The 24,948-nt window shown below is 61.0% G+C and carries 18 protein-coding genes; 9 read left to right on the forward strand and 9 right to left on the reverse strand.

The window, feature by feature from the left end:
* Positions 1 to 103: 103 nt before the first annotated feature.
* On the reverse strand, positions 104 to 3,247 hold the full coding sequence (locus tag AC1RT4_RS00495) for a transglycosylase domain-containing protein (RefSeq protein ID WP_493082825.1): 3,144 nt from the start codon (positions 3,245 to 3,247) through the stop codon (positions 104 to 106).
* A gap of 498 nt (positions 3,248 to 3,745) precedes the next feature.
* Between AC1RT4_RS00495 and AC1RT4_RS00500 the strand changes: the two genes are divergently transcribed.
* The 3 genes from AC1RT4_RS00500 (at position 3,746) to AC1RT4_RS00510 (ending at position 7,344) form a co-directional block, all read left to right on the forward strand.
* The gene (locus tag AC1RT4_RS00500; RefSeq protein ID WP_493082827.1) at positions 3,746 to 5,167 is read left to right on the forward strand and encodes an amino acid permease; all 1,422 of its coding nucleotides are present in this window, start codon (positions 3,746 to 3,748) and stop codon (positions 5,165 to 5,167) included.
* Between the two features lie 191 nt (positions 5,168 to 5,358).
* Positions 5,359 to 6,864, forward strand: coding sequence for a glucosyltransferase domain-containing protein (locus AC1RT4_RS00505; RefSeq protein ID WP_493082829.1), 1,506 nt, complete (start codon positions 5,359 to 5,361; stop codon positions 6,862 to 6,864).
* Positions 6,865 to 6,933: 69 nt separating this feature from the next.
* A complete protein-coding gene (locus AC1RT4_RS00510; RefSeq protein WP_493082831.1) occupies positions 6,934 to 7,344 on the forward strand; it encodes a GtrA family protein in 411 nt (136 codons plus the stop codon).
* Positions 7,345 to 7,381: 37 nt separating this feature from the next.
* Here AC1RT4_RS00510 and AC1RT4_RS00515 read toward each other — a convergent pair whose 3' ends face one another.
* Complete coding sequence (locus AC1RT4_RS00515; RefSeq protein ID WP_064383868.1) at positions 7,382 to 9,001, reverse strand: FMN-binding glutamate synthase family protein; 1,620 nt, start codon at positions 8,999 to 9,001, stop codon at positions 7,382 to 7,384.
* Positions 9,002 to 9,036: 35 nt separating this feature from the next.
* Positions 9,037 to 9,837, reverse strand: a complete 801-nt coding sequence (locus AC1RT4_RS00520; protein ID WP_011335770.1) for a helix-turn-helix transcriptional regulator — start codon at positions 9,835 to 9,837, stop codon at positions 9,037 to 9,039.
* 125 nt (positions 9,838 to 9,962) lie between these two features.
* Here AC1RT4_RS00520 and AC1RT4_RS00525 point away from each other — a divergent pair, with 125 nt between their 5' ends.
* A complete protein-coding gene (locus AC1RT4_RS00525; RefSeq protein WP_493082834.1) occupies positions 9,963 to 10,784 on the forward strand; it encodes a carbon-nitrogen hydrolase family protein in 822 nt (273 codons plus the stop codon).
* A 283-nt stretch (positions 10,785 to 11,067) separates the two neighbouring features.
* Positions 11,068 to 12,393 (forward strand): APC family permease, encoded by a 1,326-nt coding sequence (locus AC1RT4_RS00530; protein ID WP_493082836.1) that lies wholly within the window; start codon positions 11,068 to 11,070, stop codon positions 12,391 to 12,393.
* 7 nt (positions 12,394 to 12,400) lie between these two features.
* Here the strand turns inward: AC1RT4_RS00530 and AC1RT4_RS00535 are convergent, their stop codons facing one another.
* Genes AC1RT4_RS00535 through AC1RT4_RS00555 form a run of 5 tightly spaced genes read right to left on the reverse strand, consistent with a single transcriptional unit; the run spans position 12,401 to position 20,697 of the window.
* Positions 12,401 to 13,804, reverse strand: a complete 1,404-nt coding sequence (locus AC1RT4_RS00535; RefSeq protein ID WP_493082838.1) for an ATP-binding protein — start codon at positions 13,802 to 13,804, stop codon at positions 12,401 to 12,403.
* Positions 13,801 to 15,615 (reverse strand): DAHL domain-containing protein, encoded by a 1,815-nt coding sequence (locus tag AC1RT4_RS00540; protein ID WP_493082840.1) that lies wholly within the window; start codon positions 15,613 to 15,615, stop codon positions 13,801 to 13,803. The genes AC1RT4_RS00535 and AC1RT4_RS00540 overlap by 4 nt, the downstream gene beginning before the upstream one ends.
* Positions 15,612 to 16,556, reverse strand: a complete 945-nt coding sequence (locus AC1RT4_RS00545) for a cytochrome-c peroxidase (RefSeq protein ID WP_493082842.1) — start codon at positions 16,554 to 16,556, stop codon at positions 15,612 to 15,614. The genes AC1RT4_RS00540 and AC1RT4_RS00545 overlap by 4 nt, the downstream gene beginning before the upstream one ends.
* Positions 16,553 to 18,427 carry a putative bifunctional diguanylate cyclase/phosphodiesterase gene (locus tag AC1RT4_RS00550; RefSeq protein WP_493082844.1) on the reverse strand — a complete coding sequence of 625 codons (1,875 nt, stop codon included), beginning with the start codon at positions 18,425 to 18,427 and terminating at the stop codon, positions 16,553 to 16,555. The genes AC1RT4_RS00545 and AC1RT4_RS00550 overlap by 4 nt, the downstream gene beginning before the upstream one ends.
* Positions 18,424 to 20,697, reverse strand: a complete 2,274-nt coding sequence (locus tag AC1RT4_RS00555; RefSeq protein WP_493082846.1) for a GGDEF/EAL domain-containing response regulator — start codon at positions 20,695 to 20,697, stop codon at positions 18,424 to 18,426. The genes AC1RT4_RS00550 and AC1RT4_RS00555 overlap by 4 nt, the downstream gene beginning before the upstream one ends.
* A 255-nt stretch (positions 20,698 to 20,952) precedes the next feature.
* Here AC1RT4_RS00555 and nosR point away from each other — a divergent pair, with 255 nt between their 5' ends.
* From nosR to AC1RT4_RS00575, 4 genes are read left to right on the forward strand one after another with little or no spacing between them, the layout of a single operon-like run.
* Positions 20,953 to 22,308 carry a response regulator c-di-GMP phosphodiesterase, NosR family gene (nosR, locus tag AC1RT4_RS00560; RefSeq protein WP_493082848.1) on the forward strand — a complete coding sequence of 452 codons (1,356 nt, stop codon included), beginning with the start codon at positions 20,953 to 20,955 and terminating at the stop codon, positions 22,306 to 22,308.
* Between the two features lie 60 nt (positions 22,309 to 22,368).
* The gene (locus tag AC1RT4_RS00565; protein WP_493082850.1) at positions 22,369 to 22,803 is read left to right on the forward strand and encodes an NUDIX hydrolase; all 435 of its coding nucleotides are present in this window, start codon (positions 22,369 to 22,371) and stop codon (positions 22,801 to 22,803) included.
* A 23-nt stretch (positions 22,804 to 22,826) separates the two neighbouring features.
* Positions 22,827 to 23,465, forward strand: coding sequence for a LysE family translocator (locus AC1RT4_RS00570; protein WP_179693875.1), 639 nt, complete (start codon positions 22,827 to 22,829; stop codon positions 23,463 to 23,465).
* Between the two features lie 2 nt (positions 23,466 to 23,467).
* Positions 23,468 to 23,998, forward strand: a complete 531-nt coding sequence (locus tag AC1RT4_RS00575) for a GNAT family N-acetyltransferase (protein WP_207983837.1) — start codon at positions 23,468 to 23,470, stop codon at positions 23,996 to 23,998.
* Here AC1RT4_RS00575 and metR read toward each other — a convergent pair.
* The gene (gene metR / locus AC1RT4_RS00580) at positions 23,982 to 24,899 is read right to left on the reverse strand and encodes a transcriptional regulator MetR (protein ID WP_007953158.1); all 918 of its coding nucleotides are present in this window, start codon (positions 24,897 to 24,899) and stop codon (positions 23,982 to 23,984) included. The genes AC1RT4_RS00575 and metR overlap by 17 nt on opposite strands.
* Positions 24,900 to 24,948: the final 49 nt, after the last annotated feature.

The following is a 24,948-nucleotide window of genomic DNA, read 5'->3' on the forward strand; positions in this document are numbered from 1 at the left end:
CAGCGGAGAATTAGTTCAAAAGCCTGCTGTTCGACGGTGTACCTGGCAGTCGAAAGATTGAATATTGGAATACATAAAATAAATAGTTATTGCCTCCACAACTTCAATCGGCTTTAAACGGAGGCAGGCTCGTCAGCGCCACTTGAGGAAGTTGCGGCGGCCGGCATTGCGAATCACCGCCCGGTTGCAGATACGGCATCAGGATCGGTGCCATGCCCTTGAGCACCTGCACCGGCAGGGCCGAAGTGAACTTGAAGTTCTCCGCCGAGCGCCCCGGCACGAACGCGGTAAGCGTGCCGAAATGGTGGTCGCCGATGTAGAACACGAAGGTCGCCGTGCGGTTGATCGACTTCGAGCTGAGTATCCGCCCGCCGGAGCCGATCGCCTCGATCCGGTTGTCACCGGTGCCGGTCTTGCCGCCCATGGTCAGCGGTGTTCCATCGTTCAGTTTGAAACTGCCGGAAACACGTTTGGCCGTTCCCGAGTCCACCACTTGCGACAAGGCTTCGCGCATTGCGGTGGCGACTTCGGACGGCATCACCCGTTTGCCGACGTGAGGGTCATTGACCAGTTTGGTTTCGTAAGGCGTGCCGGCGGCGAAGTGCAGGCTGTCGATACGCAGGGTCGGCATGCGCACGCCGTCGTTGAGGATGGTGCCGATCAACTCGGCCAGCGCGGCAGGGCGGTCGCCGGAGCTGCCGATGGCGGTGGCCAGCGAGGGCACCAGGTGATCGAACGGATAGCCGACTTTCTGCCAGCGCTGATGGATCTCGAGGAACGCCTCGATCTCCAGCATCGTGCGAATGCGGCTGTCACGGGCGCCCTTGTGCTTGCTCTTGAACAGCCAGCTGTAGACTTCCTGACGCTCGAACTGGCTGGCCTTGACGATGTCCTTGAAGGTCGCGTCGGGGTGGTTGAGCAGGTAGCCGATCATCCACAGGTCCAGCGGGTGAACCTTGGCGATGAAACCCTGATCCGGCAGGTCGTAGGTGCCGGGGCCGTAGGCCAGATAGAGCCGTTCCAGGCGTTCGTCGGTGAGTTTTTCGGTGATTTTGACGCCCTTGAGGTGCGAGCGCACGAAGGTGTTGAAGTCTTCCTGGCTGGCGTTGGGCAGCAGGTAACGGTGCACGGCGGCCATGCGGATCGGGGTCGGGCGCATGCTGTCGAGGAAGGTGTCGAGCCGGGCCTGGGTGTCCTTGTTCCGGTACTTTTTCCAGAACTTGAGCAGGAACGAAGTACCTTCGCGGTCGGCAAACGAGGCGAGGTATTCCTGACGGCGCGGGTCGCGGTCATCCTTGAGCAATTCGGCGCTGTTGTTGGGACCTGAGTAGGTGGTGTAGCGCACCAGATCGCGCATCAGGCGAATGAACGGCAGGTTGATCGACTCACGCAGGGCATCGCGCAGGGTCGGCAGGCGGCCGTTGTCTTCCTTGCGAAAGTTATGGAACACATGCAGGCCGCCACCGGTGAAAAACGCTTCACCTGGGCTGGCCGAGTATTTGCGGTCGAGGGCGGCGGAGAGCATTTTCGACAGGTCGTGATCCTTGTTCTGGATCAGGTAATCGATCACCCACTGGCTCAGGCGATCCTGATCCGGGACGTCGACTTTCTTCAGTTCCGGCACGGTCATGGCGCCGTACTTGTCATGCAGCTCCGCGATGATTTGCAGGTAGGTGGTCAGCACCCGCATCTTCGCCGTGGAGCCCAGTTCCAGCTTGCTGCCTTCGTTGATGTCGAACGGCTGGTCGGTGCTGTCGGTCTGCACCCGCACGCGCGAACCGTCCGGAGTCAGCTCGAACAAGGTGAAGCTGTAGCGCACCTGAGTGGTGCTGGTGGGCGTCAGCAGGCGTTCGCCCATCAGGCCGACTTCGGTCGCGTAGGCCGGGTCGGCCAGTTTTTTCAGGTAGGCGGTGGCCTGGGTTTGCAGCTCGCCTTGCAGGGTGCTGGTGGCAGACAGGTCGAGGCGGTCGAGGTCATACAGCGGACGGTTGAGCATCGATGCCAACCGGCTGCGGGCGACACTGATGCCCTTGTTGGTTTCGATCGGTTGAATTGTCGGCTGGGTCTGCCAGTCGCGATAGCTGATGGTGCTGGCCAGCGCGGCATCGGCCAGGGCGGCGTCGATCACGCCGTTCTGTTTGAGCAGGCGCAAGTGGCTGTTGGTCAGTTCGACCAGCTCTTCGCGGCCCTTGGTCAGGTAATGCGAAGGACGGCGCTGAGCGATCATCAACGAGAGCATTTCACGCAGGGCCAGGCCCTTGTCCGCCATGGTCTTCGGATCTGTGGCGGTACTCGCGAGTTTGCGGTTGGCCTCGTTGAAATCGGCGCCATACCAGACCCGCAGCCCCTCGGCCATGCCGTGCACCTCACCATGCCCCGGCACCGCCGACAGCGGCACGCTGTTGAGGTAGTCACGAATGATGTTCTGCCGCGCCGGCAAGGTGTCCGGGCCGCCCTGATAGGCGCGCACGCTGGCGGAAATCATCTGGCGGATCTTCTCCGCGCCGGACACCGTCAGCCCGTCGGGCGAGTGGCGGTATTTCTCAAGCTGGGTAGCCAGGGTACTGCCGCCGGCCGACTGCCCCGGCAAGTGCAACAACTTGGCGACCTGCGACCACGCGGCCATGCCGAAGCGCGGCCAGTCCACTGCCGGGTTGGCCATGGGTTGCTTTGGGTCGAGCAGAAAACGGTTTTCGATGAACAGCAGGCTGTTGACCACCACCGGCGGGATCGAATCGAAACTCGCGTACAGCTGCTGCGGATAGTTGTACTGATACAGCGGCGCGGCGCGGCAATCGGTGATCGACAGCCCGGCCTGGATCTTTTCGGAGTAGGGCACGAACAGGCCCTTGTCGGTGTAGTTGAGCAGGGCCGGGGAGAAGCGCGTCTGCTCGGTGATCACGTAGTTGCGCTTGATCAGCCGTGGCAGGAACTCGTCCAGCGAGCTGTAGCCCAGACGCAGATCGAATGGCCCGTTGCCCGGATAGCGGATCGCTTCGCTGGGCCCCGGTTGCAACTCGTACTTGAGCTTGGCGGCGTACTGGCTGACCTCGCGGGACTGAAAACGCGAGGTGCGCATTTCCTTCATCGCAGCCAGGCCCACGACAATCGCGATGATCACCAACAGGAGCCAGAAAGCCTTCCACCCATGCCGGTTACGACGGGGTTTTTCAGGTACAGGCGCTTCATCCACACGTTCAGTCGGAACCACTTTTTCACTCGAATCGGTTTGCCACAAAGCGCCCATAGTCGATTGATCCATTCACGCAGATTGATCGGACTTGACTGAAGCTTAGTCGGTGGTTGGCGCGGGTGAAAAAATTGTGAAGGTAGGACCCTGAACAAATCTGCAAATCCGGCTGCAACCCGCAGGCGAATGATCGAAAGCCTTAAAAGGCCGGAACAGAGAGGTCTTGAGGCTGCTGCGACTTTGGTCGCGGCATGACGTTGCACCATTGCTGTGCAATACTCGGCGCCCATTTGCGCGGTGAATAATCCTCGAAATGCAGGATGGTTTGTCTCGTAAACCTTGCGTTTGGCGAGGTTTACGTCTGAATCAGATGCCTTATAGAGTGAAAAAACCTGTCGCAAGCTTTTTATACTGCACGCCCCGCTGATCCCGCAGGTTGCTTCTGCGGGACGATCCTGCCCACGAAGCAGGGCCGGTTTTACCCAGGCGCAGGCTTATCGGCCGACGCTTGAACACTCGGTGGTCACATCCAATAACAAGACGAGGAAGTCCCCCATGCCAGTCGGCAATCACCCGCCCCATGGCGAAACCGCTCAAGGCGGTCCGCTCAAACGCGAACTCGGTGAACGGCATATTCGCCTGATGGCGCTCGGCGCCTGCATCGGTGTCGGTCTGTTTCTCGGTTCGGCCAAGGCCATCGAAATGGCCGGCCCGGCGATCATGCTGTCTTACATCATCGGCGGTCTGGCGATCCTGGTGATCATGCGCGCCCTCGGTGAAATGGCCGTACACAACCCGGTCGCCGGCTCCTTCAGCCGTTACGCACAGGATTACCTCGGCCCGCTGGCGGGCTTTCTGACCGGCTGGAACTACTGGTTCCTGTGGCTGGTGACCTGCGTCGCCGAAATCACGGCGGTGGCGGTGTACATGGGCATCTGGTTTCCCGATGTCCCGCGCTGGATCTGGGCGCTGGCGGCGCTGGTCAGCATGGGTTCGATCAACCTGATCGCGGTCAAGGCCTTCGGTGAGTTCGAATTCTGGTTCGCCCTGATCAAGATCGTCACCATCATTGCCATGGTGCTTGGCGGCATCGGCATCATTGCCTTCGGTTTCGGCAACGACGGCGTGGCGCTGGGGATTTCCAACCTGTGGACCCACGGCGGCTTCATGCCCAACGGCGTGACGGGCGTGCTGATGTCCCTGCAAATGGTGATGTTCGCCTACCTCGGCGTGGAGATGATCGGCCTGACCGCCGGTGAAGCGAAGAACCCGCAGAAGACCATCCCGAATGCGATCGGCTCGGTGTTCTGGCGGATCCTGCTGTTCTACGTCGGCGCGCTGTTCGTGATCCTGTCGATCTACCCGTGGAATGAAATCGGCACCCAGGGCAGCCCGTTCGTGATGACCTTCGAACGTCTGGGCATCAAGACTGCCGCCGGCATCATCAACTTCGTGGTGATCACTGCGGCGCTGTCGTCCTGCAACGGCGGCATCTTCAGCACCGGGCGCATGCTCTACAGCCTGGCGCAGAACGGCCAGGCACCGGCCGGTTTCGCTCGCACCTCGAGCAACGGCGTACCGCGTCGCGCATTGCTGCTGTCGATCTTCGCGCTGCTGTTGGGCGTGCTGCTCAACTATCTGGTGCCGGAAAAAGTCTTCGTCTGGGTGACCTCGATTGCCACCTTCGGCGCGATCTGGACCTGGGTGATGATCCTGCTGGCCCAGCTCAAATTCCGCAAAGGCCTGAGCGCCAGCGAACGGGCCGGCCTGAAGTACAAGATGTGGCTGTTCCCGATCAGCTCGTATCTGGCGTTGGCGTTCCTGGTGCTGGTGGTCGGCCTGATGGCGTACTTCCCGGACACTCGCGTGGCGCTGTATGTGGGCCCGGCGTTCCTGGTGCTGCTGACCGTTTTGTTCTACGTGTTCAAGCTGCAACCAAGCGATGCGTCCCAGGGCGCGGTGCGTTCGGCTTCGTAATTCGTTGTCGCTGAAACATGAAAGCCCCGGTCGAAAGTCCGGGGCTTTTGTTTTTCCGGGATAAAGATATTGAACGGCCTGGACATGCCCATCCGCTCGTCTGAAAGGGCCGCTAACCTGTAATTCCTGACAGTAGCGGCTTTCCAACGTTTAGTGATCGAATCGGTGGCAACCAATTCAGAGGCACGGACATGAGGATGAGTGATTATGTCGACCGAGAACTCGGCCGCCGTCAGGTCGTGCTGTTCTTCCTGCTCGCCACGCTGCTGTACATCCTGCCGCTGATCCTCGCCGACTTCCCCTACATCGACGACAACTGGCGCACCCTGGCTGCCGGCAATGCCTGGGCGGGGCAGGGGCGATTGTTCATGGACTGGCTGTATCAGGCGCTGACCTTCACCGGCGCTGCACCGAATATTTTCCCATTGCCGCTGTTACTCGCCACGGTAGCGATGTCGTTCGCGTTGACCCGGCTGACCTTCCACTATTTTCCCGAACCAACGCTGGCCTGTTGTCTGGTGCCGTTGCCGCTCTGGTACAACCCGTTCCTGTTGCAGAACCTGTCCTATCAATACGACGGGCCGGGCATGGCCCTGAGTCTGGTCGCGGTGATTTACGCGATCACTTTTTGCGGCGCTTCACGCATTCAGCGATGGCTGGTGCCGTCGGCATTGCTGGCGCTGGCGATCGGGTTGTATCAGATCAGTCTCAATGTGTTTCTCGGGCTGTGCTGCCTGGAGCTGCTGCGCAATGTTCATCGGCGAGTGCCGTGGGGAGAGCTCTGGCGCCGGTCGGGCTGGCGGCTGGCGCAACTGCTGCTGGCGGCGTTGATTTACAGCGTCACGGCCTATCCGTTCACTGACCACGGACGCACGCAATTGCTAAACATGAGCGCTGATCCGTTGCTGCAGATCGGCATCAATATTGGTCGGGTGATGGAGAAGGTTGCGCTGCTGTTTCACGGCGGCTACACGGTGGTTTTTATTGTATTGGTGCTGTGCGCCGTGTTCGGCGCCGTGCAGTTGGGGCGGCAGATTGGCAAGCGCAACATGTCGCGCGCCAGGGGCTTGCTCCTGAGCTTCAGCTGCCTGCTGGCACTGCCGCTGATTGTGCTGCTGGTGCCGGGCATGACGCTGTTGTTTCGCGATTTCAACGAAGGCGCACGCACCCTGATGGGGTTCGGCGTGCTGTTGATGTTGCTGTTCTATCTGGCTTGGCTGGGGTTGATGCCGCTGCATCAACGGTTGCCTCTGGTGTTGGCGATTCCGCTTCTGGCCACGCTGTCGCTGTCCTTCGCTTATGGCCGGGTGCTGACGATGGAAAAAACCTTCGCCAGCAGTGCGCTCTACAGCCTGAGCCACGACATCTCATCCCATCGCGAGCTGCGCGAAGCCAAACGGATTTATATCTCGGTGACGTACTCCGACCGCTGGCTGGCGGGGGCGGTGGGTACGTTCAAGCAGTTGCCGGTGCTGCAATATCTGCTGAACATCGATTACTTCATGCTCGCCGAAAATCTGCCCTCGGCCGGCATCACCAACGTGGTCGCCGAGCGCGAGCGGCGCAACGCGACCCATGTCGGTCTGATGGGCTATCCACCCTTGGTGGACAGCCTTTATTACCGCCTCTATCTGATCGGTGACTACGGCTTCATCGTCATGAAAGAGCCGCCCCACGGGCGGTTGTTGCAATGGTGACCGTTGGTCAGAAACCAGCGGCTACCTGTAATTTCTGACAGTAGACGTGTCCCTGCGCCTTGCCCTAGCGTGAAACTCCGCCCCGAGCAGCAACAAGGATCTGCGATGAATATCTTGTGGAAGGGATTTTCCGCGCCAATGATCATCGGACTCGCCAGTACCCTGATCCACTGGCAGATCTTTTTCGTCCTGATCACCGCGGCTGAATTCGATCAGTCAGCGAGCAACTTCGCCGCATTCTGTTTCGCCGCAGCATTCTCGTTCTACATGAATGCGCTGTATACGTTCGAGCTTGAAACGCCCTTGTTGCTGTACCTGGCGTTTATCGGTGTGGTGAGCATTGTGAGTTACGGCGTCGGCCTGATTGGCGATGATCACCATCTGCCAGGGTTGATGACGGTCGCGCTGTTCTCGCTGTTGAATGCACTACTGGGCTACTGTTTTTTCCGGTTTGTGTTGTTTCGCCGTTCTCGGACCTGAAAGCGCCAGCCTGACTCGGCTGGCGCTTTGAAACCGATCAGGCCGCCGCGATTTCCTGCGGCTCAAAACTGTCCGCCCGCGCCATCTGCCACATCCGCGAATAGAACTCGCCGTTCACTTCCCCGGTGAGCAATTCCCCCGGTTTCAGGAACACGTGCAGCTGCGAGAACAGCTTGATTTCGGTCGCCGACATGCGCCGCACCAGATGCTTGGCCGACAGTTGCGACGGATGATCGAGGCCGGCGGCGGCGAGCATTTCCGCCAGGGCCTTCAACGTATTGCGATGGAAGTTGTAGACCCGCTGGGCCTTGTCCGGCACCACCAGTGCGCGCTGACGCAGGGTGTCCTGGGTGGCGACACCGGTCGGGCATTTGTTGGTGTGGCAGCTTTGCGACTGTATGCAGCCGATGGCGAACATGAAGCCGCGCGCGGAGTTGGCCCAGTCGGCGCCGATGGCCAGCACGCTGGCGATGTCGAAGGCGCTGACGATCTTGCCGCTGGCGCCGAGCTTGATCTTGTCCCGCAGATTCAGGCCCACCAGGGTGTTGTGCACGAACAGCAGGCCTTCGCGCATCGGCACGCCGATGTGGTCGGTGAACTCCACAGGCGCGGCGCCGGTCCCGCCTTCCTTGCCGTCGACCACGATGAAGTCCGGCAGGATGCCGGTTTCCAGCATGGCCTTGGCGATGCCCATGAACTCCCACGGATGGCCGAGGCAGAACTTGAAGCCCACCGGTTTGCCGCCGGACAGTTCACGCAATTGCTGGATGAAATGCATCATCTCGATCGGCGTGGAGAACGCGCTGTGTCGCGACGGCGAGATGCAGTCTTCGCCCATCAGAATTCCACGCGTATCGGCGATTTCCTGGGTGACCTTGTGCTTGGGCAGGATCCCGCCGTGGCCGGGTTTGGCGCCCTGGCTCATCTTGATTTCGATCATCCGCACTTGCGGAGTCTGCGCCTGGGCGGCGAAGCGTTCCGGGTCGAAGCGGCCGTCGCTGGTGCGGCAGCCGAAATAGCCGCTGCCCAGCTCCCAGGTCAGGTCACCGCCGTGTTCGCGGTGATAGGGGCTGATGCTGCCTTCGCCGGTGTCGTGAGCGAAGTTGCCGAGTTTGGCGCCCTGGTTCAGCGCGCGAATCGCGTTGGCGCTGAGCGAGCCAAAACTCATGGCCGAGATGTTGAACACCGATGCCGAATACGGCTGGGTGCACTGCGGGCCGCCGACGGTGACGCGAAAGCTGCTCGGGTCGCTCAACGGCGCCGGGCGCATCGAATGGCCGATGAATTCGAAGCCGGATTGGTAGACGTCGATCAGGGTGCCGAACGGCTTGTCGGCGGTTTCATTCTTGGCCCGCGAGTACACCAGCGATCGCTGGGCGCGGGAGAAGGGCAGGGCGTCGCTGTCGGACTCCAGCAGGTACTGGCGGATTTCCGGGCGGATGCCCTCGACCAGATAACGGATGTTGCCCAGGATCGGGTAATTGCGGCGCACCGCGTGCGGGCTCTGCATCAGGTCGAACAGACCGATCAGGCTCAATACGCCGGTGACGGCGGTGATCGGCCACAGCCAGTCATGTTCGAGAAAGGGCAGGCTGGCGAGGGTGAAAATCACGCAGACGGCAAAGAAGGCGTAGCGGCTCAGGAGTGACAGGCTCATACGGTTTCCTTGGTTCGGACGGTTTTTTGCGGCAGTCAGGCGTTCTGCGCCTGCAGAAAGATCGAAAACAGCTCCGACTGGGATTTGATCCCCAGCTTGCTGTACATGTGTTTCTTATGGACTTTCACGGTTTCAACAGAGATTTCCAGCTTACGGGCGATTTCTTTACTGGAGCAACCGCTGAGCATCAGACGCCCGACGTCCAGTTCCCGGGCGGTCAGTTGCGCGCCCTTGAGCTGCTGCACCGACGCTTCGAGCTGCACCCGCCAGTCCGGTTGCGCAGGCGCCGGGGCCAAGGCCACGGTTTCGTTGATTTCATAGGGCAGGCGCTGACGCAACAGGCCGAGCACCCACGGCTGGATCAGCGACAGCAGGGCAATCTGCTCGCCGGTGAAGCGTTGCTGGCTGCCCAGCGACAGGCACAACGTACGGTCGCCTTCGAGCTGGCAATTGAACTGGATTTCGTCGGCCACCACATTCAGACGAAAGTATCGCTGGTAATACTCGGTCAGTTCGAAGTGCTCCGGCGCGACCTCCGACAGGCGATACAACCCGGTGCGCGATTGTTCGCGGCAGGCAATGTAGAACGGGTCGAGCAGGTACAGACCGCGCAGGTAGTCCTGAAACAGCTGGTCGGGGCTGCCATCCGCGCCGGGGCATTCAGCGAACACCTGCGGGTGGCGGTCAGCGCTGAACAGCAGCGCCACCCAGCTATCGAACGGCACGTACTGGTCGAGCAGGCGCACCAGTTGCGCCCAGAAATTCGGCTTGTCGAGGGCGTCGATCAACTGCCCGACGGCGCGGTGCCAGGTGATGTCGTCAAACGAAAGAGTCATGCCTCTACCCCTATCGGGTTACCCCGGCCGCGTAATTCCCTGGCCGGTCGAATGCGAAGCATACTGGCCCACAGACAGCCGCCGGGCAATCTTTCGGCGCCCGGCGCTCATAACAAGGACTACCCATGAAAGTCGAACTCGCCCAGCTGGCGGGCCGTGACAATGGCACGGCTTACAACCTCGAACGCGCCCTCGCGGCGATTGCGGCCTGCGCCGCCGACACGCAATTGATCGTGTTCCCCGAGACCCACCTGATGGGCTTCCCGACCGCCGACACCGTGGCGCAGATCGCCGAGCCGCTGGACGGCCCGACCGTCAGCGCCGTGCAGGCCGCCGCCCGCGAGCGCAACCTCGCCGTGGTAATCGGCATGGCCGAGAACGACAACGGCCGCTTCTACAACACCACGCTGCTGATTACCCCCGAAGGCATCGCCCTGAAATACCGCAAGACCCACCTCTGGGCCTCGGATCGCGGTGTGTTCGAGGCCGGTGACCGTTACGCCACCTGCCTGTGGAACGGCGTATGGGTCGGTCTGCTGATCTGCTACGACATCGAGTTCCCGGAATCGGCCCGTGCCCTGGCGCAACTGGGCGCCGAATTGTTGATCGTGACCAACGGCAACATGGATCCGTACGGGCCGACTCACCGCACCGCCATCATGGCCCGGGCCCAGGAAAACCAGGCATTTGCGCTGATGGTCAATCGGGTGGAAGCCGGGGATGACGGGTTGATGTTTGCCGGCGGCAGCGCGCTGGTGGATCCGCTGGGCACGGTGCTGTTCGAGGCCGGGCGAGAGGAAGGGCGGTTCAGTGTCGAGCTGGATTTCGGTCAGCTGGAGCTGGCGCGCAAGGATTATCGGTATCTGGATGATCAGCGGTTGAGGTTGCCGGGGGAGGTGGTGGAGCGGGATGGCGGTGTTCGGGAGCTTTTGATTCCTGCCCGTTGAACTGCTGCCCTCACCCTAACCCTCTCCCGGATGGAGAGGGGACTGACCGAGTTGTTCATTCGAAGTACATCGACCTGAGGGATCGAGTCGAACTCAGGATCTGAAAAGCATGGAGATCTGCTCCCTTTCCCCCTCTCCCCCTTGGGGAGAGGGCTGGGGTGAGGGGTGGATTTTGACGTTGACGCACCTTTAAGCCTTACCAAAAAACAACAACGCAACACCCGAAACATTCGCCGAACTCGGCCTCTGCCATAAATCCAATAAAATCCGGAGTAAGTCGCCCATGGCTCGTTTGCAACGCACCCTTTCGCTAGGGTCGGTGGTGCTGTTCGGCATCGCCTACATGACGCCGATCATTGTCCTCGGCACGTTCGGCATCCTCGCCCAATCCACCGCCGGCATGGTGCCGGCCGCTTATCTGGCGGCGCTGGTGGCGATGTTTTTCACCGCCATGAGTTACGGGCGCATGGCCGCCGCGTTCCCGGTGGCCGGCTCGGCCTACAGCTACGTGCGCAAGGCCATCAGCCCGAAGCTCGGTTTCATCGCCGGTTGGGCGGTGCTGCTCGATTATCTGTTTCTGCCGATGGCGATCTGGCTGATCGGCGCCGCGTATCTGGCTTCGGCCTTCCCGTCGATCCCGCAGTGGATCTGGGTGCTGGCGTTCATCGGCATCACCAGCGCGATCAACATCATCGGCCTGAAACTGGCCAACGGCATCAACGCCTTGCTGATGCTGGTGCAATTCCTGGTGCTGATCGCCTTCGTCGCGCTGTGCGTGCACTACGTCGGTGGCGATGCCAGCACGCCGTTGTGGTCGATCAAACCGTTCTTCAACGGCGACATGCAGATGCCGCTGATCATGAGTGGCGCGGCCATCGCCTGTTACTCATTCCTCGGTTTCGACGCGGTCAGCACGCTCTCCGAAGAAACCCGCGATCCACGTCGCACCATCCCCCGGGCAATCATGTTGATCACCCTGATCGGCGGGCTGATTTTTGTCGGCGTTTCGTACTTCGTGCAGATCGCCCATCCGTCGTTCCAGTTCGACAGCGTCGACTCGGCGGCCTACGAAATTGCACGCAACATCGGCGGTGATCTGTTCGTGTCGATTTTCCTGATCGGCCTGATCGTCGGTCAGTTCGCCTCGGGTCTGTCGGCGCAGGCCAGTGGTTCGCGTTTGTTGTTCGCGATGGGCCGTGACGGTGTGCTGCCGAAATCGTTTTTCGGCACCTTGCACGAGCGCTTCGGTACGCCGGTCAACAGCATTCTGCTGTGTGCGGTAGTGGCTTTGCTGGCGTTGAAACTCGACGTGACCACCTCGACTTCGTTCATCAACTTCGGCGCGTTTCTGGCGTTCAGCCTGGTCAATCTGTCGGTGATTTTTCACTACTGGATCGGTGGTGAGAAAAAAGGTCTGCGCGAGTTGGTCCTGTTCCTGATCTTCCCGTTCATCGGCCTGGCGGCTGACTTGTGGCTGATGGTCAGCCTCGATCACCTGGCGGTGTATCTGGGCCTGAGCTGGCTGGCGATTGGCGTGGTGTACCTGGCGGTGCTCACGGGTGGTTTCCGCCGGCAGCCGCCGGAGATGGATTTCCAGGAAACCGCCTGACCTTACATCAGGCTGCCGGGCGGTTCTGGCGCAACGGCAACTGCACACGAAACGTCGTGCCGGCGCCCAACGTGCTGCGCACGGAAATATCGCCGCCGTGTTTCTTCACGATGCCATACGAGAGGGACAGGCCCAGGCCTGTCCCTTGGCCCACCGGTTTGGTGGTGAAGAACGGGTCGAAGATTTTCTGCAGGGTCTCGGGTGCGATGCCCGAGCCGGTGTCGGCCACTTCGATGATCGCCGTTTCACCCTGCACGCCGGTGCGCAGGGTGATGGTGCCGCGCTCCGGGCCCATGGCCTGCGCCGCGTTGACCACCAGGTTCATGATCACCTGATTGATTTGCGAGGGCAGGCATTCGATCTCCGGCAGGTCCTGATATTCCTTGACCACATCGGCCTTGTACTTGAGCTCGCCGGCGACGATGTTCAGGGTCGATTCGATGCCCTGTTGCAGATTGGCCCACTGCCATTCCTGATGGCTGTCGACCCGCGAGAAATCCTTGAGATCGCGGACGATCTGCCCGACCCGGCCGATGCCTTCCTTGGACTCGCGGATCAGCGTCGGGATGTCTTCCAGCAGATAGTCCAGTTCCAGGTGCTCGCGCAATTGCTGCAACTGCGCGGCGGCTTCGGCGGGCAAGTTCTGCCCGGCGGTGTGATAGGCGCCGAGCATGGCCAGCAGCTGCTGGAAGTAGCCGTCGAGCGTGCCGAGGTTGGAGGAAATGAAACCGATCGGGTTGTTGATTTCATGGGCGACGCCGGCGGCCAGTTGACCCAGCGAGGCGAGTTTTTCCGACTGCACCAGTTGGCCTTCCAGTTGTTTGCGTTCGTCGATTTCCCGCTGCAAGGCTTCGCTGGCCTGCCGGAACTGGGTGGTGCGCTGATCCACCAGGTGTTCCAGATGATGCATTTGCAGCGACGCGCGTTCGGTCATCTGCCATTTGGTCAGCAGGGTGTTGGCCATTTGCTGGACTTCGATGTTGTCGAAGGGTTTTTTCAGGATCAGCAGCCGGTCGTGGGCGTGCAGGCGATCCAGCAGTTCGTCCCAGGAATAGTCGGAATAGGCGGTACAGACCACCACCTGCAATTGCGGATCCTGCAGCCAGAGCTCTTCGATGGTCCGCGCCCCGTCCCAACCGTCGGGCATGCGCATGTCGACAAAGGCCAGCGCATACGGGCATTGCTCCTGGAGGGCCAGGTTGAGTTTGGCCAGGCCTTCTTCGCCACCGTAGGCCGAATCCAGTTCGAAGGGCGCTCGCCGGGGTTTGGCCTGCACGCCGAACAGGGCGGCTTCCATCTCGTCCAGTTTTGCCGAGTGCGCCGGAGCCGGGGCGAGAATCTTGCGAAAGTCCTCGTGGATCGACGGCATGTCATCGATCAGCAGAATGCGGCGGTTCGACAGCTCGCTCATGCGTTCTCCGTAACGGTGATCAGCGGAATCTGCAGGGTGAACAAGGCGCCCAGTCCCGGCCCGTCGCTGTGGGCGGTGAGGTGGCCGTTCATCTCGATGGCCGCCAGCGCGCAGCTGTGCAGACCGAAGCCGTGGCCTTCCTTGCGGGTGGTGAAACCGTGGGCAAAGATCCGCGTCATGTTTTCCGGTGCGATGCCTTCGCCATCGTCCCTGACGCTGATCTCGAGGAAATGGTCATCGACGATTTTCACCCCCAGCGTCATGGTGCGCGGGCGGTTGCTCAGGTCGGACATCGCGTATTTGGCGTTGCTGATCAGGTTGATGAGTATCAGCAGCAAGCGGTGTTTGTCCCCCATCACCTGGGGTACTTCGGCGTATTCCTTGACCACCGTGACGTGGTGCCGGGTGAGGGCGCCGGCGTTCATGCGCAAGGCGTCTTCGAGCAGCTCGTTGATGTACAGCGGCTCGGTCAGGCTGTTGGCCCCGGCATAGGATTGCTGGGTGGCGACGATGTCCTTGATGTGATCGACGCTTTTGTTCATCTGGTTCAGTTCGTCGACCATCTCCTGCTGTTCCTGAGCGATGGCGCCGACCAGTTGGTTGAGGTAGCCGGGCAGCAGCTTGCCCTTGTCATCCGCGCTGAGGAAATGGCCGAGGTCGTCCGGGTGCTCGTTGATCAGTTGCATGGCCTTGCCCAGTCCCAGGGCCTTGCTGCTGCGCAGTTTGCGAGAGATCAGGTCGGAGGAGATGTTCACGCTGTTGAGCACATTGCCGACGTTGTGCAGCACGTTGGTCGCGATCTCGGCCATGCCGGCCTGGCGCGCGGCGTCGAGCAGTTCGCTCTGGGCGTTCCTGAGCTCCCGGGTGCGTTCCTCGACCCGTTGCTCCAGCACGTCGTTGGCGGTTTGCAGAGCGGCGTTGACCCGGTTGATTTCGGCAAAGCTGCGGATCAGGCGGATGGCGAGCCACAACAGTGACAGCATCAGCAGAACGGAAAACAGCAGCAGGTAGAAGTGGTATTTGCGGTCGATTTTTTCGACCCGCTGCTGATCCCGGTTGAGCATGTTGGTGATGTTGTCCAGGCGCTCGGCCACGGGAATCGCCTCTATCTCTTCGAGCAACCGGTTGACGATTGGCTGCTCGCGCAGAATCAGGCTGATGTGATTGCTCAGGATCCGGATCGGGGCCTGGAAGTCCTGGGGCAGGCGTTGCGCATTCACCGCCAGTTTGTTCAAGCCCAGTACGATGTCGGCGGCCTTGTCGTCGGAGGTGACCTGGGAAAACTCCAGGGCGCTGAGCAGCAGGTCATAGGTGTCGGTGGCGATGTTCTGCAACTGAATCTTGTCGAGGTCGGGCAGATCGGCCAGTTGCGCCTGAATGTCATCCTCGGCGGTCGGCAGGAAGGCCAGGGAATTACGCAACAGAGCGTTGTGCGATTTGAACTGCTCCACCAGCCGGGTCTTTTCCTGCATCGCTTTCAGAAAGCTTTCGTGGGCTTCGTCCCATTGCGTCGAATCATTGCGCCCATGGCCGGACTCCATGGTGTCGAAGCGCTCCCACAGGCGGTTCATCTCGTTCATCGGCGAAATCAACGGATCGTAATTATGGGAAAGCGCCACCCGGGCCTTGAGGATTTCGTTTTCCCAGAGTGAGTCCTGTTGCTTGATCTGGCGAATCAGATCCCGGGATTCGGTATAGGCCGTCGTCTGTTCTGAACTGGACTTGAGGTACAGAAACACCAGGATCGAGGCCAGCAGTAAGGTGACGAGACCGAGCAACAGCAGACTGACACGACGTGAAACCTTCATCATGGCTTGCCCTCCCATCGGCCGGTCAGGGTCTTGAGAAACAGGATGATCAGGGTCTTGTCTTCTTCGCTGGGCATGCGGCCCAACTGATACTGGAACATCACGTCAACGGCCCGTTCGAGGGTGGGCGCCGAGCCGTCATGGAAGTACGGTGCAGTCAGCGCGACATTGCGCAGGCTCGGCACCTTGAACACGGCGCGATCGGCTTCGTCACCGGTGATGTTGAAGCGGCCCTGGTCGGCCACCGTCGGGTTGCCGCGGTCGGCGATGTAGTCACCGAACACGCCGAATTTCTGAAACATGTTGCCGCCGATGTTCACCCCTTGGTGGCAGGCAATGCAGCCGTAGTCCTTGAAACGCTGGTAGCCGTACTTTTCTTCGAGGGTCAGGATGTCGGTGTTGCCGAGCAGGTACTGGTCGAAGCGCGAATCGGGCGTGAGCAACGTGCGCTCGAAAGCGGACAGGGCACTCTGGATATTGGCCCGGGTCACGGCGTCGGGGTAGGCGGCGCTGAAGGCCTGGCGATAGCCAGCATCGTCGACGATCCGTTGCACCACGGTGTTCCAGTCGCTGCCCATTTCGTGGGGACTAGTGATGACGACGTTGCTCTGTTCTTCCAGGGTTTCGACGCGACCGTCCCAGAACTGGCGGAAATTGAGGCTGGCGTTGAACACGGTCGGTGTGTTGACAGCCACCGGTTGTCCATCGAAACCATTGGAGAAGGTGCGGGTGTCGGCGCCGCCTTTATCCAGTTGATGGCAACTGGCGCAAGACAGTGTGTTATTGATCGACAATCTCGGTTCATGGAACAGCTGACGTCCCAGCTCGACGCGTTTTGGGTCCAGTTGCGGTATGGCCGGCAAAGGTTTCAGTGGCTCGTCCAGCGGTGCGGCGATGGCGTTTGCGCATAGAGCGAACAGTAGAAACAACGCCGGGCGATTCATGAACCACCCCACGGACCAGGTTGAGCGGACGCCAGCAATCGAGCGAAGGCGTCCACCGGCAAGGCTTTGCTGAAGTAGTATCCCTGGCCTTCCTCACAGTGGTGGTCCTTGAGGAACGCCAACTGTTGCGCGGTCTCCACCCCTTCGGCGATGACGTTCAGGTTCAGGCTCTTGCCCAGGCTGATGATCGCGCCGACCAGCGCCGCATCGCTGCTGTCATGGCTCAGACCGCGAATGAACGATTGATCGATCTTCAGCACATCGATGGGAAACCGCCGCAGATAGCTCAGGCTGGAATAGCCGGTGCCGAAGTCGTCGATGGCCAGCCGGACGCCCAGCGCCTTCAGCCGGTTCAGCGCGCTCATCGTCGCGTCGACATTCTGCATCAGCACGCCTTCGGTGATCTCCAGTTCCAGCAGACGGGGATCCAGCCCGGTCTGTGCCAGCACCTGTTCGATGCCCTCGACGAAGTGACGCTGGCGAAAATCGATGGCCGACGTGTTGACCGACATGCGGATCGGCGGCAATCCCGCCTGTTGCCATTCCCGGGTCTGACGACAGGCCTCGGCCAGCACCCATTTGCTCAGCGGCACGATCAGGCCGCTGTCTTCGGCCACCGGAATGAACTCCGAGGGATACACCCAGCCATGTCCCGGTTTCTGCCAGCGCACCAGTGCCTCGGCACCGACCACCCGGCCGCTGGCCAGCTCGATTTTCGGCTGGTAGTGCAGGACGAATTCCTGTCGTTGCAGAGCCTGGCGAATGCCCGACTCGATGCTTTGCTGTTCCCGGGCGCGCTGGTTCATGGCTTCGATGAAGAAGCCGATCTCGTTCGGCCCGCTCTCCTTGGCGTTGCGCATCGCCGTTTCAGCTTTTTTGATCAGATCGATGGCCTCGAGTCCGTCATCGGGATAGAGGCTGATGCCCAGCCCGGCGGTGACACTGACGTCATGCCCGACAATCGTCTGCGGAGTACGGACGGCCAGCAGCAGTTTTTCAGCGATGCTGCGGGTCTGCTGCGGGTGGTTGATGTCGCTGAGCATTACCACGAACTCGTCGGAGCCATAGCGAAAGACCGAGTCCGATTCGCGCACGCAGGCCAGCAATTGCTGGCCGACCCGTTTGAGCATCTCGTCGCCCGCCGGATGGCCCAGGGCATTGTTGATGCGCTTGAAACGATCCAGCCCGAGAAACATCACCACCAGTTGTTTGTCATGGCGCCGGCAAGCGGCCAGCGATTGAGTCAGGCGGTCACCGAGCAAAGTGCTGTTGGGCAGGCCCGTGAGGCTGTCGTACTGCAACAGACGCGAGACCTTGAGCAATTCATGCACACGGGCCTCGATGGTCTGTTCAAGGTTGAGCATCTTCAGGGCCGCGTCCTGGGCCAACTGCCATTTCCAGGTCAAGGCATTGGCCATCTGGCGGATTTCCAGGGTGTCGAACGGCTTTTTCAGGATCAGCAACTGATCGCCGAACTCCAGGCGTTCTGCCATGGCCTCCCAGCTGTAGTCGGAATAGGCGGTGCACAGCGCAATTTGCAGATTGGGGTCGACCGCCCAGAGTCTTTCGATGGTTTCCAGGCCGTCCCAACCGGGCGGCATGCGCATGTCGGTGAAGGCGAGGGCGTAGGGCCGGCCTTCGTCCAGGGCGTTTTGCACCAGTTTCAGCGCTTCCTGCCCCTGGTAGGCGGAATCGAGCTGGAACGTCAGATGCGGTGATTGGCGGCTGCCGAACAGCGTTTGTTCAAGCGTGTTCAGATCCGCTTCACCGTGGGTGTCCGGGGTGAGGATCTTGCGAAAGTCGGCATGGATCGCCGGGGTATCATCGACGATCAGAATGCGCCGGTTGGTCTGGGGGAACGGTATTTTCATCCTTCATCCTCCCTGGGCAGCGGGGCGGCCACACGCGCATCCTTCAGCAGTCGGGCGGCCTGCTCCGGGCTGACGGCCTCGCGTGGGCAAAGGCCTTGCACGTTTTTCAACGTCGGGCCGGATGCCAGCGCCGTGTCCTGATCCGACGGCAGGGTCCCTTCGGCGCTGATGTCGATCGCCAAATCCCGCGCGAAATTGACGATCGCTCGCAGGGTGTTGGCGCCGCTTTCATCCTGGGCTGCATTGTCGATCAGGGATTGGGCGAGTTTGAGGTGGTTGACCCGGTAAGTTTTCAGGTAATCGAACGATGAGTATTCGGTGCCGAAATCGTCGATGGCGATCTTTACCCCCAATTCGCTCAGGCGTGGCAGCACATCGTTGTGGGTCCATTTGGTCTGGGCCAGGGTCGCTTCGGTGACATCGAAACGCAGGTCCCACGGCGCAAGCTCCCAGCGGGCCGTGGTGCGCAGCACGTCGTAGATAAGTTCGGGACCGCTCTTGAGTTGAGCCAGGGAAATCCTGATCGCCATCACCGGCGGCGCCACCCCTTCGTTCTGCCATTGGCGCATCTGCCAGCAGGCGTGATCCAGAATCCAGCGTCCGAGGGGAATGATTGCACCGGTCTTTTCCGCCGCCGGTACGAAGGCCGACGCCGGCAGCAGGCCAAGCCTGGGATGTTGCCAGCTGACCTGCGCGGCCATGCCAAGAATCCTGCCGCTGTGCATGTCCGTTTCCGGCATGTAATTGAGCTTCAATCCTCCCTTCGTGAGGGCTGTTACCAACTCCTCGGCAAGGGCCAGGCGCTCGGCGACTTCCCGAGTGATTTCCTCCGAGTAGAACTGATACTGATTGCGCCCCGTTTCCTTGGCTCGATACAGCGCCATGTCGGCCTGTGCCAGCAGACTGTCGGCGTCCAGGCTGGTCGGCCGGTAAAGACAGATACCGATGCTGACGGAGATGTGCAGGGCATTGCCTGTGAGGTGATAAGGCGCCAGTAGCGCATCACGGATCTTGGCGGCCATGGCGGCGCAATGGGTGGGTTCACTGACGTCCAGTTGCAGGATCGCAAACTCGTCTCCACCCAGACGTGCGACCACGTCGTTTTCCCGCACATTCGATTTGATGCGTTTCGCCACTTCCTGCAAAAGCAGATCGCCGACCGGATGGCCGAGGGTGTCGTTGATCCGCTTGAAATGGTCCAGATCCAGATAAAACACGGCGAAGGGTGCCGCCCCCCGGCGTGCGGCGGCAAAGGCCTGGTGCAGGCGCTCGATCAGAGTGGCGCGATTGGCCAGCCCGGTGAGGCCGTCGGTGCGGGCCAGCAGGTTCATCTTTTCCTCGGCCACCCGGCGTTCGGTAATATCGAGAATGATCCCTTCTACTTCCAGCAATCGGCCGTCGTGATCGCGTACCGGGATGTAGCGGTTTTCCACCCAGCGCCAGCCACCCTCGCCGGTTCGCAGGCGAAACTCGATGGAGGCGCCCTCTGCATGGCGATCGAGCACCCGGCCCATGGCGGTATCCACACCCGCCTGGTCGTCGGGATGGATCAGTGTCTGGGCCCAGGTGTCCGAACCCACCAGATCGGCCGCGACATGTCCGTAGCGGGTGATGTTGTGGGAGATATACATCAGCGGAAACGAGGGCTCGCCGCGCAACCGATAGAGGATGGTCGGACTGTTCTGCACGATGATGTTGGCGTCGGACAGTTCGCGGGTTCGTTCCTCGACGGCCTGCTCCAGCAGGTTCATTTTCAATGCTGCGTTTTCGGTCATCTGCCACTTGACCGTCAGGGCACTGGCCATCTGCCGGATCTCGATCGCGTCGAAGGGTTTTTTCAGGATCAGCAGGCGATCGGTCAGGGCCAGCCGTTGGTCGATGTCTTCCCAGGAGTAATCGGAATAAGCGGTACACAGGGCCACTTGCAGCTTGGGGTCGACTTGCCACAGCCGTTCGATGGTTTCCAGGCCATCCCAGCCCGGCGGCATGCGCATGTCGATGAAGGCCATGGCGTAGGGGCGTTCGACAGCCAGGGCGGCTTCGACCTTGTCCAGCGCTTCGCGGCCCTGATAGGCCGAGTCCAGTTCGAAAGGGTCCCTGGGGGCGGCGGGAGCGGAGGTCGGGTCGCCGAACAGCAGGTTTTCCGTTTCGTCCAGACTATCGTCTGCAACCGTGGCCGGCTTGAGGATTTTCGCGAAATCGTCATGGATCGACGCGGTATCGTCGACGATCAGCACACGACGGTTGATGGGGCCGGGTTGCGCACTCATGACGCAATACCCGTCTGTTCACGCACATTCGTCATCGGGAGCATCCCTTTCCCCTCATCAAATGCCTGCGCGCAGGCTGATGGTGTCGCCCAGCGACTTGAGCATAGTTGCAGGGGCGCAACTTCGCCTGTCGCGGTGTAACAGAGGATTTACACGGCCCCGGCGAAAATCATCTAGCCTTTGATTCAGGCGCGGGCAAGCGGGGAGGTCTGTCGGCGCGCCAGCCACGTCTACCGTTTCCCGTGAGGCATCGCCATGGAAGAGCAATCCGCACCGACTTCGCCGCCCCGGCCCAGGGTATTGCTGGTCGATGACGAAGAATCGATCCTCAACAGCCTGCGCCGTCTGCTGCGCGGCCAGCCATATGAGGTGTTGCTGGCGACCAGCGGCGCCCAGGCCCTGGAAATACTCGACCAGCAACCGGTGAATCTGGTGATGAGCGATGCGCGCATGCCCAACATGGATGGGGCCACGCTGCTGGCTCGTGTTCATGAACTGTACCCGGCGACTGCGCGGATCATGCTCACCGGCTACGCCGATCCTTCGGCGATCATCAAGGCCATCAACGAGGGCCAGATCGAGCGCTACATCAGCAAACCCTGGAACGACGAGGAAATGCTCCTGACCTTGCGCCAGGCCCTGGAGCATCAGCATCTGGCGCGCGAGCGCGAGCGTCTGGAACAACTGACTCGGGTGCAGAACGAACAATTGAAGTTGCTCAACAGCACCCTGGAAAAACATGTCAGCGCCCGCACCGCCGAGCTGCAGCAGACTGCCGATATGCTCGATCTGGCGTATGAAGAGCTCAAACGCAGCTTCCTCACGGGCACCGAAATGTTCTCGTTGCTGGCCAACCTGCGCCTTCCGCCGGCCAAACAGACCAACCGGCAGATCATCGAGCTGGTACGCGGCTACTGCAAGATGCACCGTCTGGATGAAGCCGCCAGCCGCGACCTGACCATGGCCGCCGCGCTCTACAACATCGGCAAGCTGAGCTGGACCGACAGCATGATGACCACGCCGTCGGACCTGCTGCACAGCACCGAGCGCGACCGCTACCGGGCGTATCCGAAACAGAGCGAATCGCTGTTGATGACCCTGGACCCGATGAAGGATGCCGCGCGGCTGATCCTGCATCACCAGGAGCACTGGGACGGCAGCGGGTTTCCCGACCGGCTCAAGGGCGAGGCCATTCCATTGGGCTCGCGGCTGTTGAAACTGGCGGTGGATTTCGTCGAGTTGCAGCGCGGGCTGATTCTCGAGCGGCAGATGAACAGCGACGAAGCATTGCTGTACCTGCGCCAGTACGCCGGCAAACTTTACGATCCCGAACTGATCGAGGATTTCATCAAGGTCTGCGCAATGGTCAGCGACATCACCCTGACCGATCCGAACGTCAAGGTCATGGGCACCCGGGAGCTGGCAGCGGGGATGATCCTGGCGCGCAACCTCAATGCCGACAATGGCATGTTGCTGCTTAATGCCGGCAAGGTGCTGAGCGCTTTGCTGGTGGACAAACTGATCAGTTTCGAAGCCATGGAGGGCGCTAAATACAAGGTGTTCGTGAAAGTGCCGGAGGAACTTGAGGCGACCCTCACGGCTCAGGGTTGATGACGCTGGCGGGGGCGGCATGGGATCCTTGCGGTTTTTCCCAAGGCCGATGGCTGACCCATGACCTCCGTTTCCGCAGTTTCCCCCCGCATCATTCGAATCGCCGCGGCGCTGTTGCTTAACCCCGACGGCCAGACCCTGCTGGTGCGCAAGCGCGGCACCACGGCGTTCATGCAACCGGGCGGCAAGATCGAAGCCCATGAACGGCCGGTGCATGCGCTGGCCCGTGAGCTGGAAGAAGAACTGGGACTGGTGATCGATCCGGCGCAGGCGAGCTTTCTCGGCCAGTTCTCGGCACCCGCTGCCAACGAGCCGGGATTCGTCGTACAGGCCGAGATCTTTCAGCTGACCATCGACACCGAAGTATCCCCGGCTGCCGAGATCGAAGAGGTGATCTGGATCGATCCTGCCACCGACGGCGATGTGGTTCTCGCCCCATTGACACGTGACCTGATCCTGCCGTTTTATCGAGCCTCGCTGACTGCGATCGCCTGATCATTCGTGCAAAGGACTTTGTCATGATCCCGCTTCAAGACCTGCTGATTTTTGCCGCCGCCGCACTGCTGATGGTACTGACGCCGGGGCCGAACATGATCTACCTGATCTCGCGTTCGATCTGTCAGGGGCGCCGCGCCGGGGTGACCTCGCTGCTCGGCGTGGTGGCGGGGTTCTTCGTGCATCTGTTCGCGGCAGCCGCCGGTTTGACCGCGGTGTTTCTTGCGGTACCGATGGCCTATGAAGTGTTGAAGTGGGCCGGTGCGCTGTACCTGTTGTGGCTGGCCTGGCAAGCGGTGAAGCCCGGCGCCCGTTCGCCGTTCGAAGCGCAACAGTTACCGGCGGATTCTTCGCGCAAACTGGTCACCATGGGCTTTCTTACCAGCGCGTTGAACCCGAAAATCGCGGTGTTCTACCTCTCGGTATTTCCGCAGTTCATTTCGCCAGAGCACGGCTCGGTGTTCACCCAAAGCATCATCCTCGGCCTGACCCAGATCAGCGTCAGCTTCTGCGTCAACCTGTTGATCGCGCTGTTCGCGGCGGGCATCGCCTCGTGGTTCGTCAACAACCCGACCTGGCTGGCGGCGCAGCGTTATTTCATGGGCTTCGTGCTGGGCGGTCTGGCGGTGCGGCTGATGCTTGAACAGCGCAAGGCTGCCTGAGCATGTGGATCGAACGGCTGGACGCCAGTCATGCGCTGGCCTATCGCGAATTGATGCTGGAAGCCTATGACCGGCATCCGCAGGCATTCACCTCCAGCGTGCGCGAGCGCGCAGTGATGCCGTTGAGCTGGTGGGAATCACGCCTGACCAGCAAGCTCGACGCGGTGTTCGGCGCGTTCGAAGACGGCCGGCTGGCGGGCATCGTCGGCCTGGCGTTCGAGCCTCGGGAAAAGGCCCGGCACAAGGCAACGGTCTTCGGCATGTATGTGTCGGCTGAATTTCGCCAGCGCGGGCTGGGGCTGAAATTGATGGAGGCGGTGCTGGGTGAAGCGCAGCAGCATCCGGCGCTGAAAGTCATTCAATTGACCGTCACCGCCGGCAATGACGCGGCGTTCAAGTTGTATCAGCGCTGCGGCTTTATCCAGTTCGGCCTTGAGCCGATGGCGGTGCGGGTCGGCGAGGACTACTTCGACAAGATCCATATGTGGTGCGCGCCTTTCGTACCAACCGCCAGCCTCAACGAACCGCGCTGACCCCATCCAGCGTCGAGAACGAAGTGTCCTTGGCCGTCAGCAGGAAATCGCGCATGTACGGCGCGTCCAGCATGTCGGCGCGGATCGCCGCGTACAGCGTCGCGAACAGACCTTTCTCGCCCAGCCGCTTGCCCTTCACGTAACCGCGCGAGCTGTATTCATGCAGCGCCCAGTGCGGCATGCCGCACACGCCACGACCGCTGGCCACCAGTTGCATCATCATCACCGTCAGCTCTGAGGTGCGTACCTGCGCCGGTTCGATGTCGGCCGGTTCGAGGAAGCGGGTGAAGATGTCCAGTCGATCGCGTTCGACCGGGTAGGTGATCAGGGTTTCGGTCAGCAGGTCTTCGGGGACGATGTACGGTTTGCTTGCCAGTGCGTGCTGGTTGGCGACCGCCAACATCGCCTCGTAGGTGAACAGCGGCACGTAGGTGATGCCGGCGATTTCCAGCGGGTCGGATGTCACCACCAGATCCAGATCGCCCCGGGCCAGCGCCGGCAGCGGGGCAAACGAGAAACCCGAAGCGAGGTCGAGTTCGACTTCCGGCCACGCGTCGCGGAACTGGTCGATGGTCGGCATGAGCCACTGGAAGCAGCTGTGGCATTCGATCGCCATGTGCAGACGCCCGGCGGTGCCTCCGGCCAGACGCCCGATATCACGCTCGGCGGCGCGCAGCAGCGGCAGGGTCGCGTCGGCCAGTTGCAGCAGGCGCAGGCCGGCGCTGGTGAAGCGCACCGGTTTGGTCTTGCGCACGAACAACGGCATGCCCATGCGCTCCTCCAGCTCTTTGAACTGGTGGGACAGCGCCGACTGGGTCAGGTGCAGGCGGTCGGCTGCATCGACCAGGCTGTCGGCTTCGCGCAGGGCATGCAGGGTTTTCAGGTGACGGATTTCAAGCACCGCAGGCTCCATGAGGAAAATTTGTGATCAACACGAAAAGGTTGAGTTT

Source organism: Pseudomonas sp. GW821-FHT11D10, from assembly GCF_058808435.1.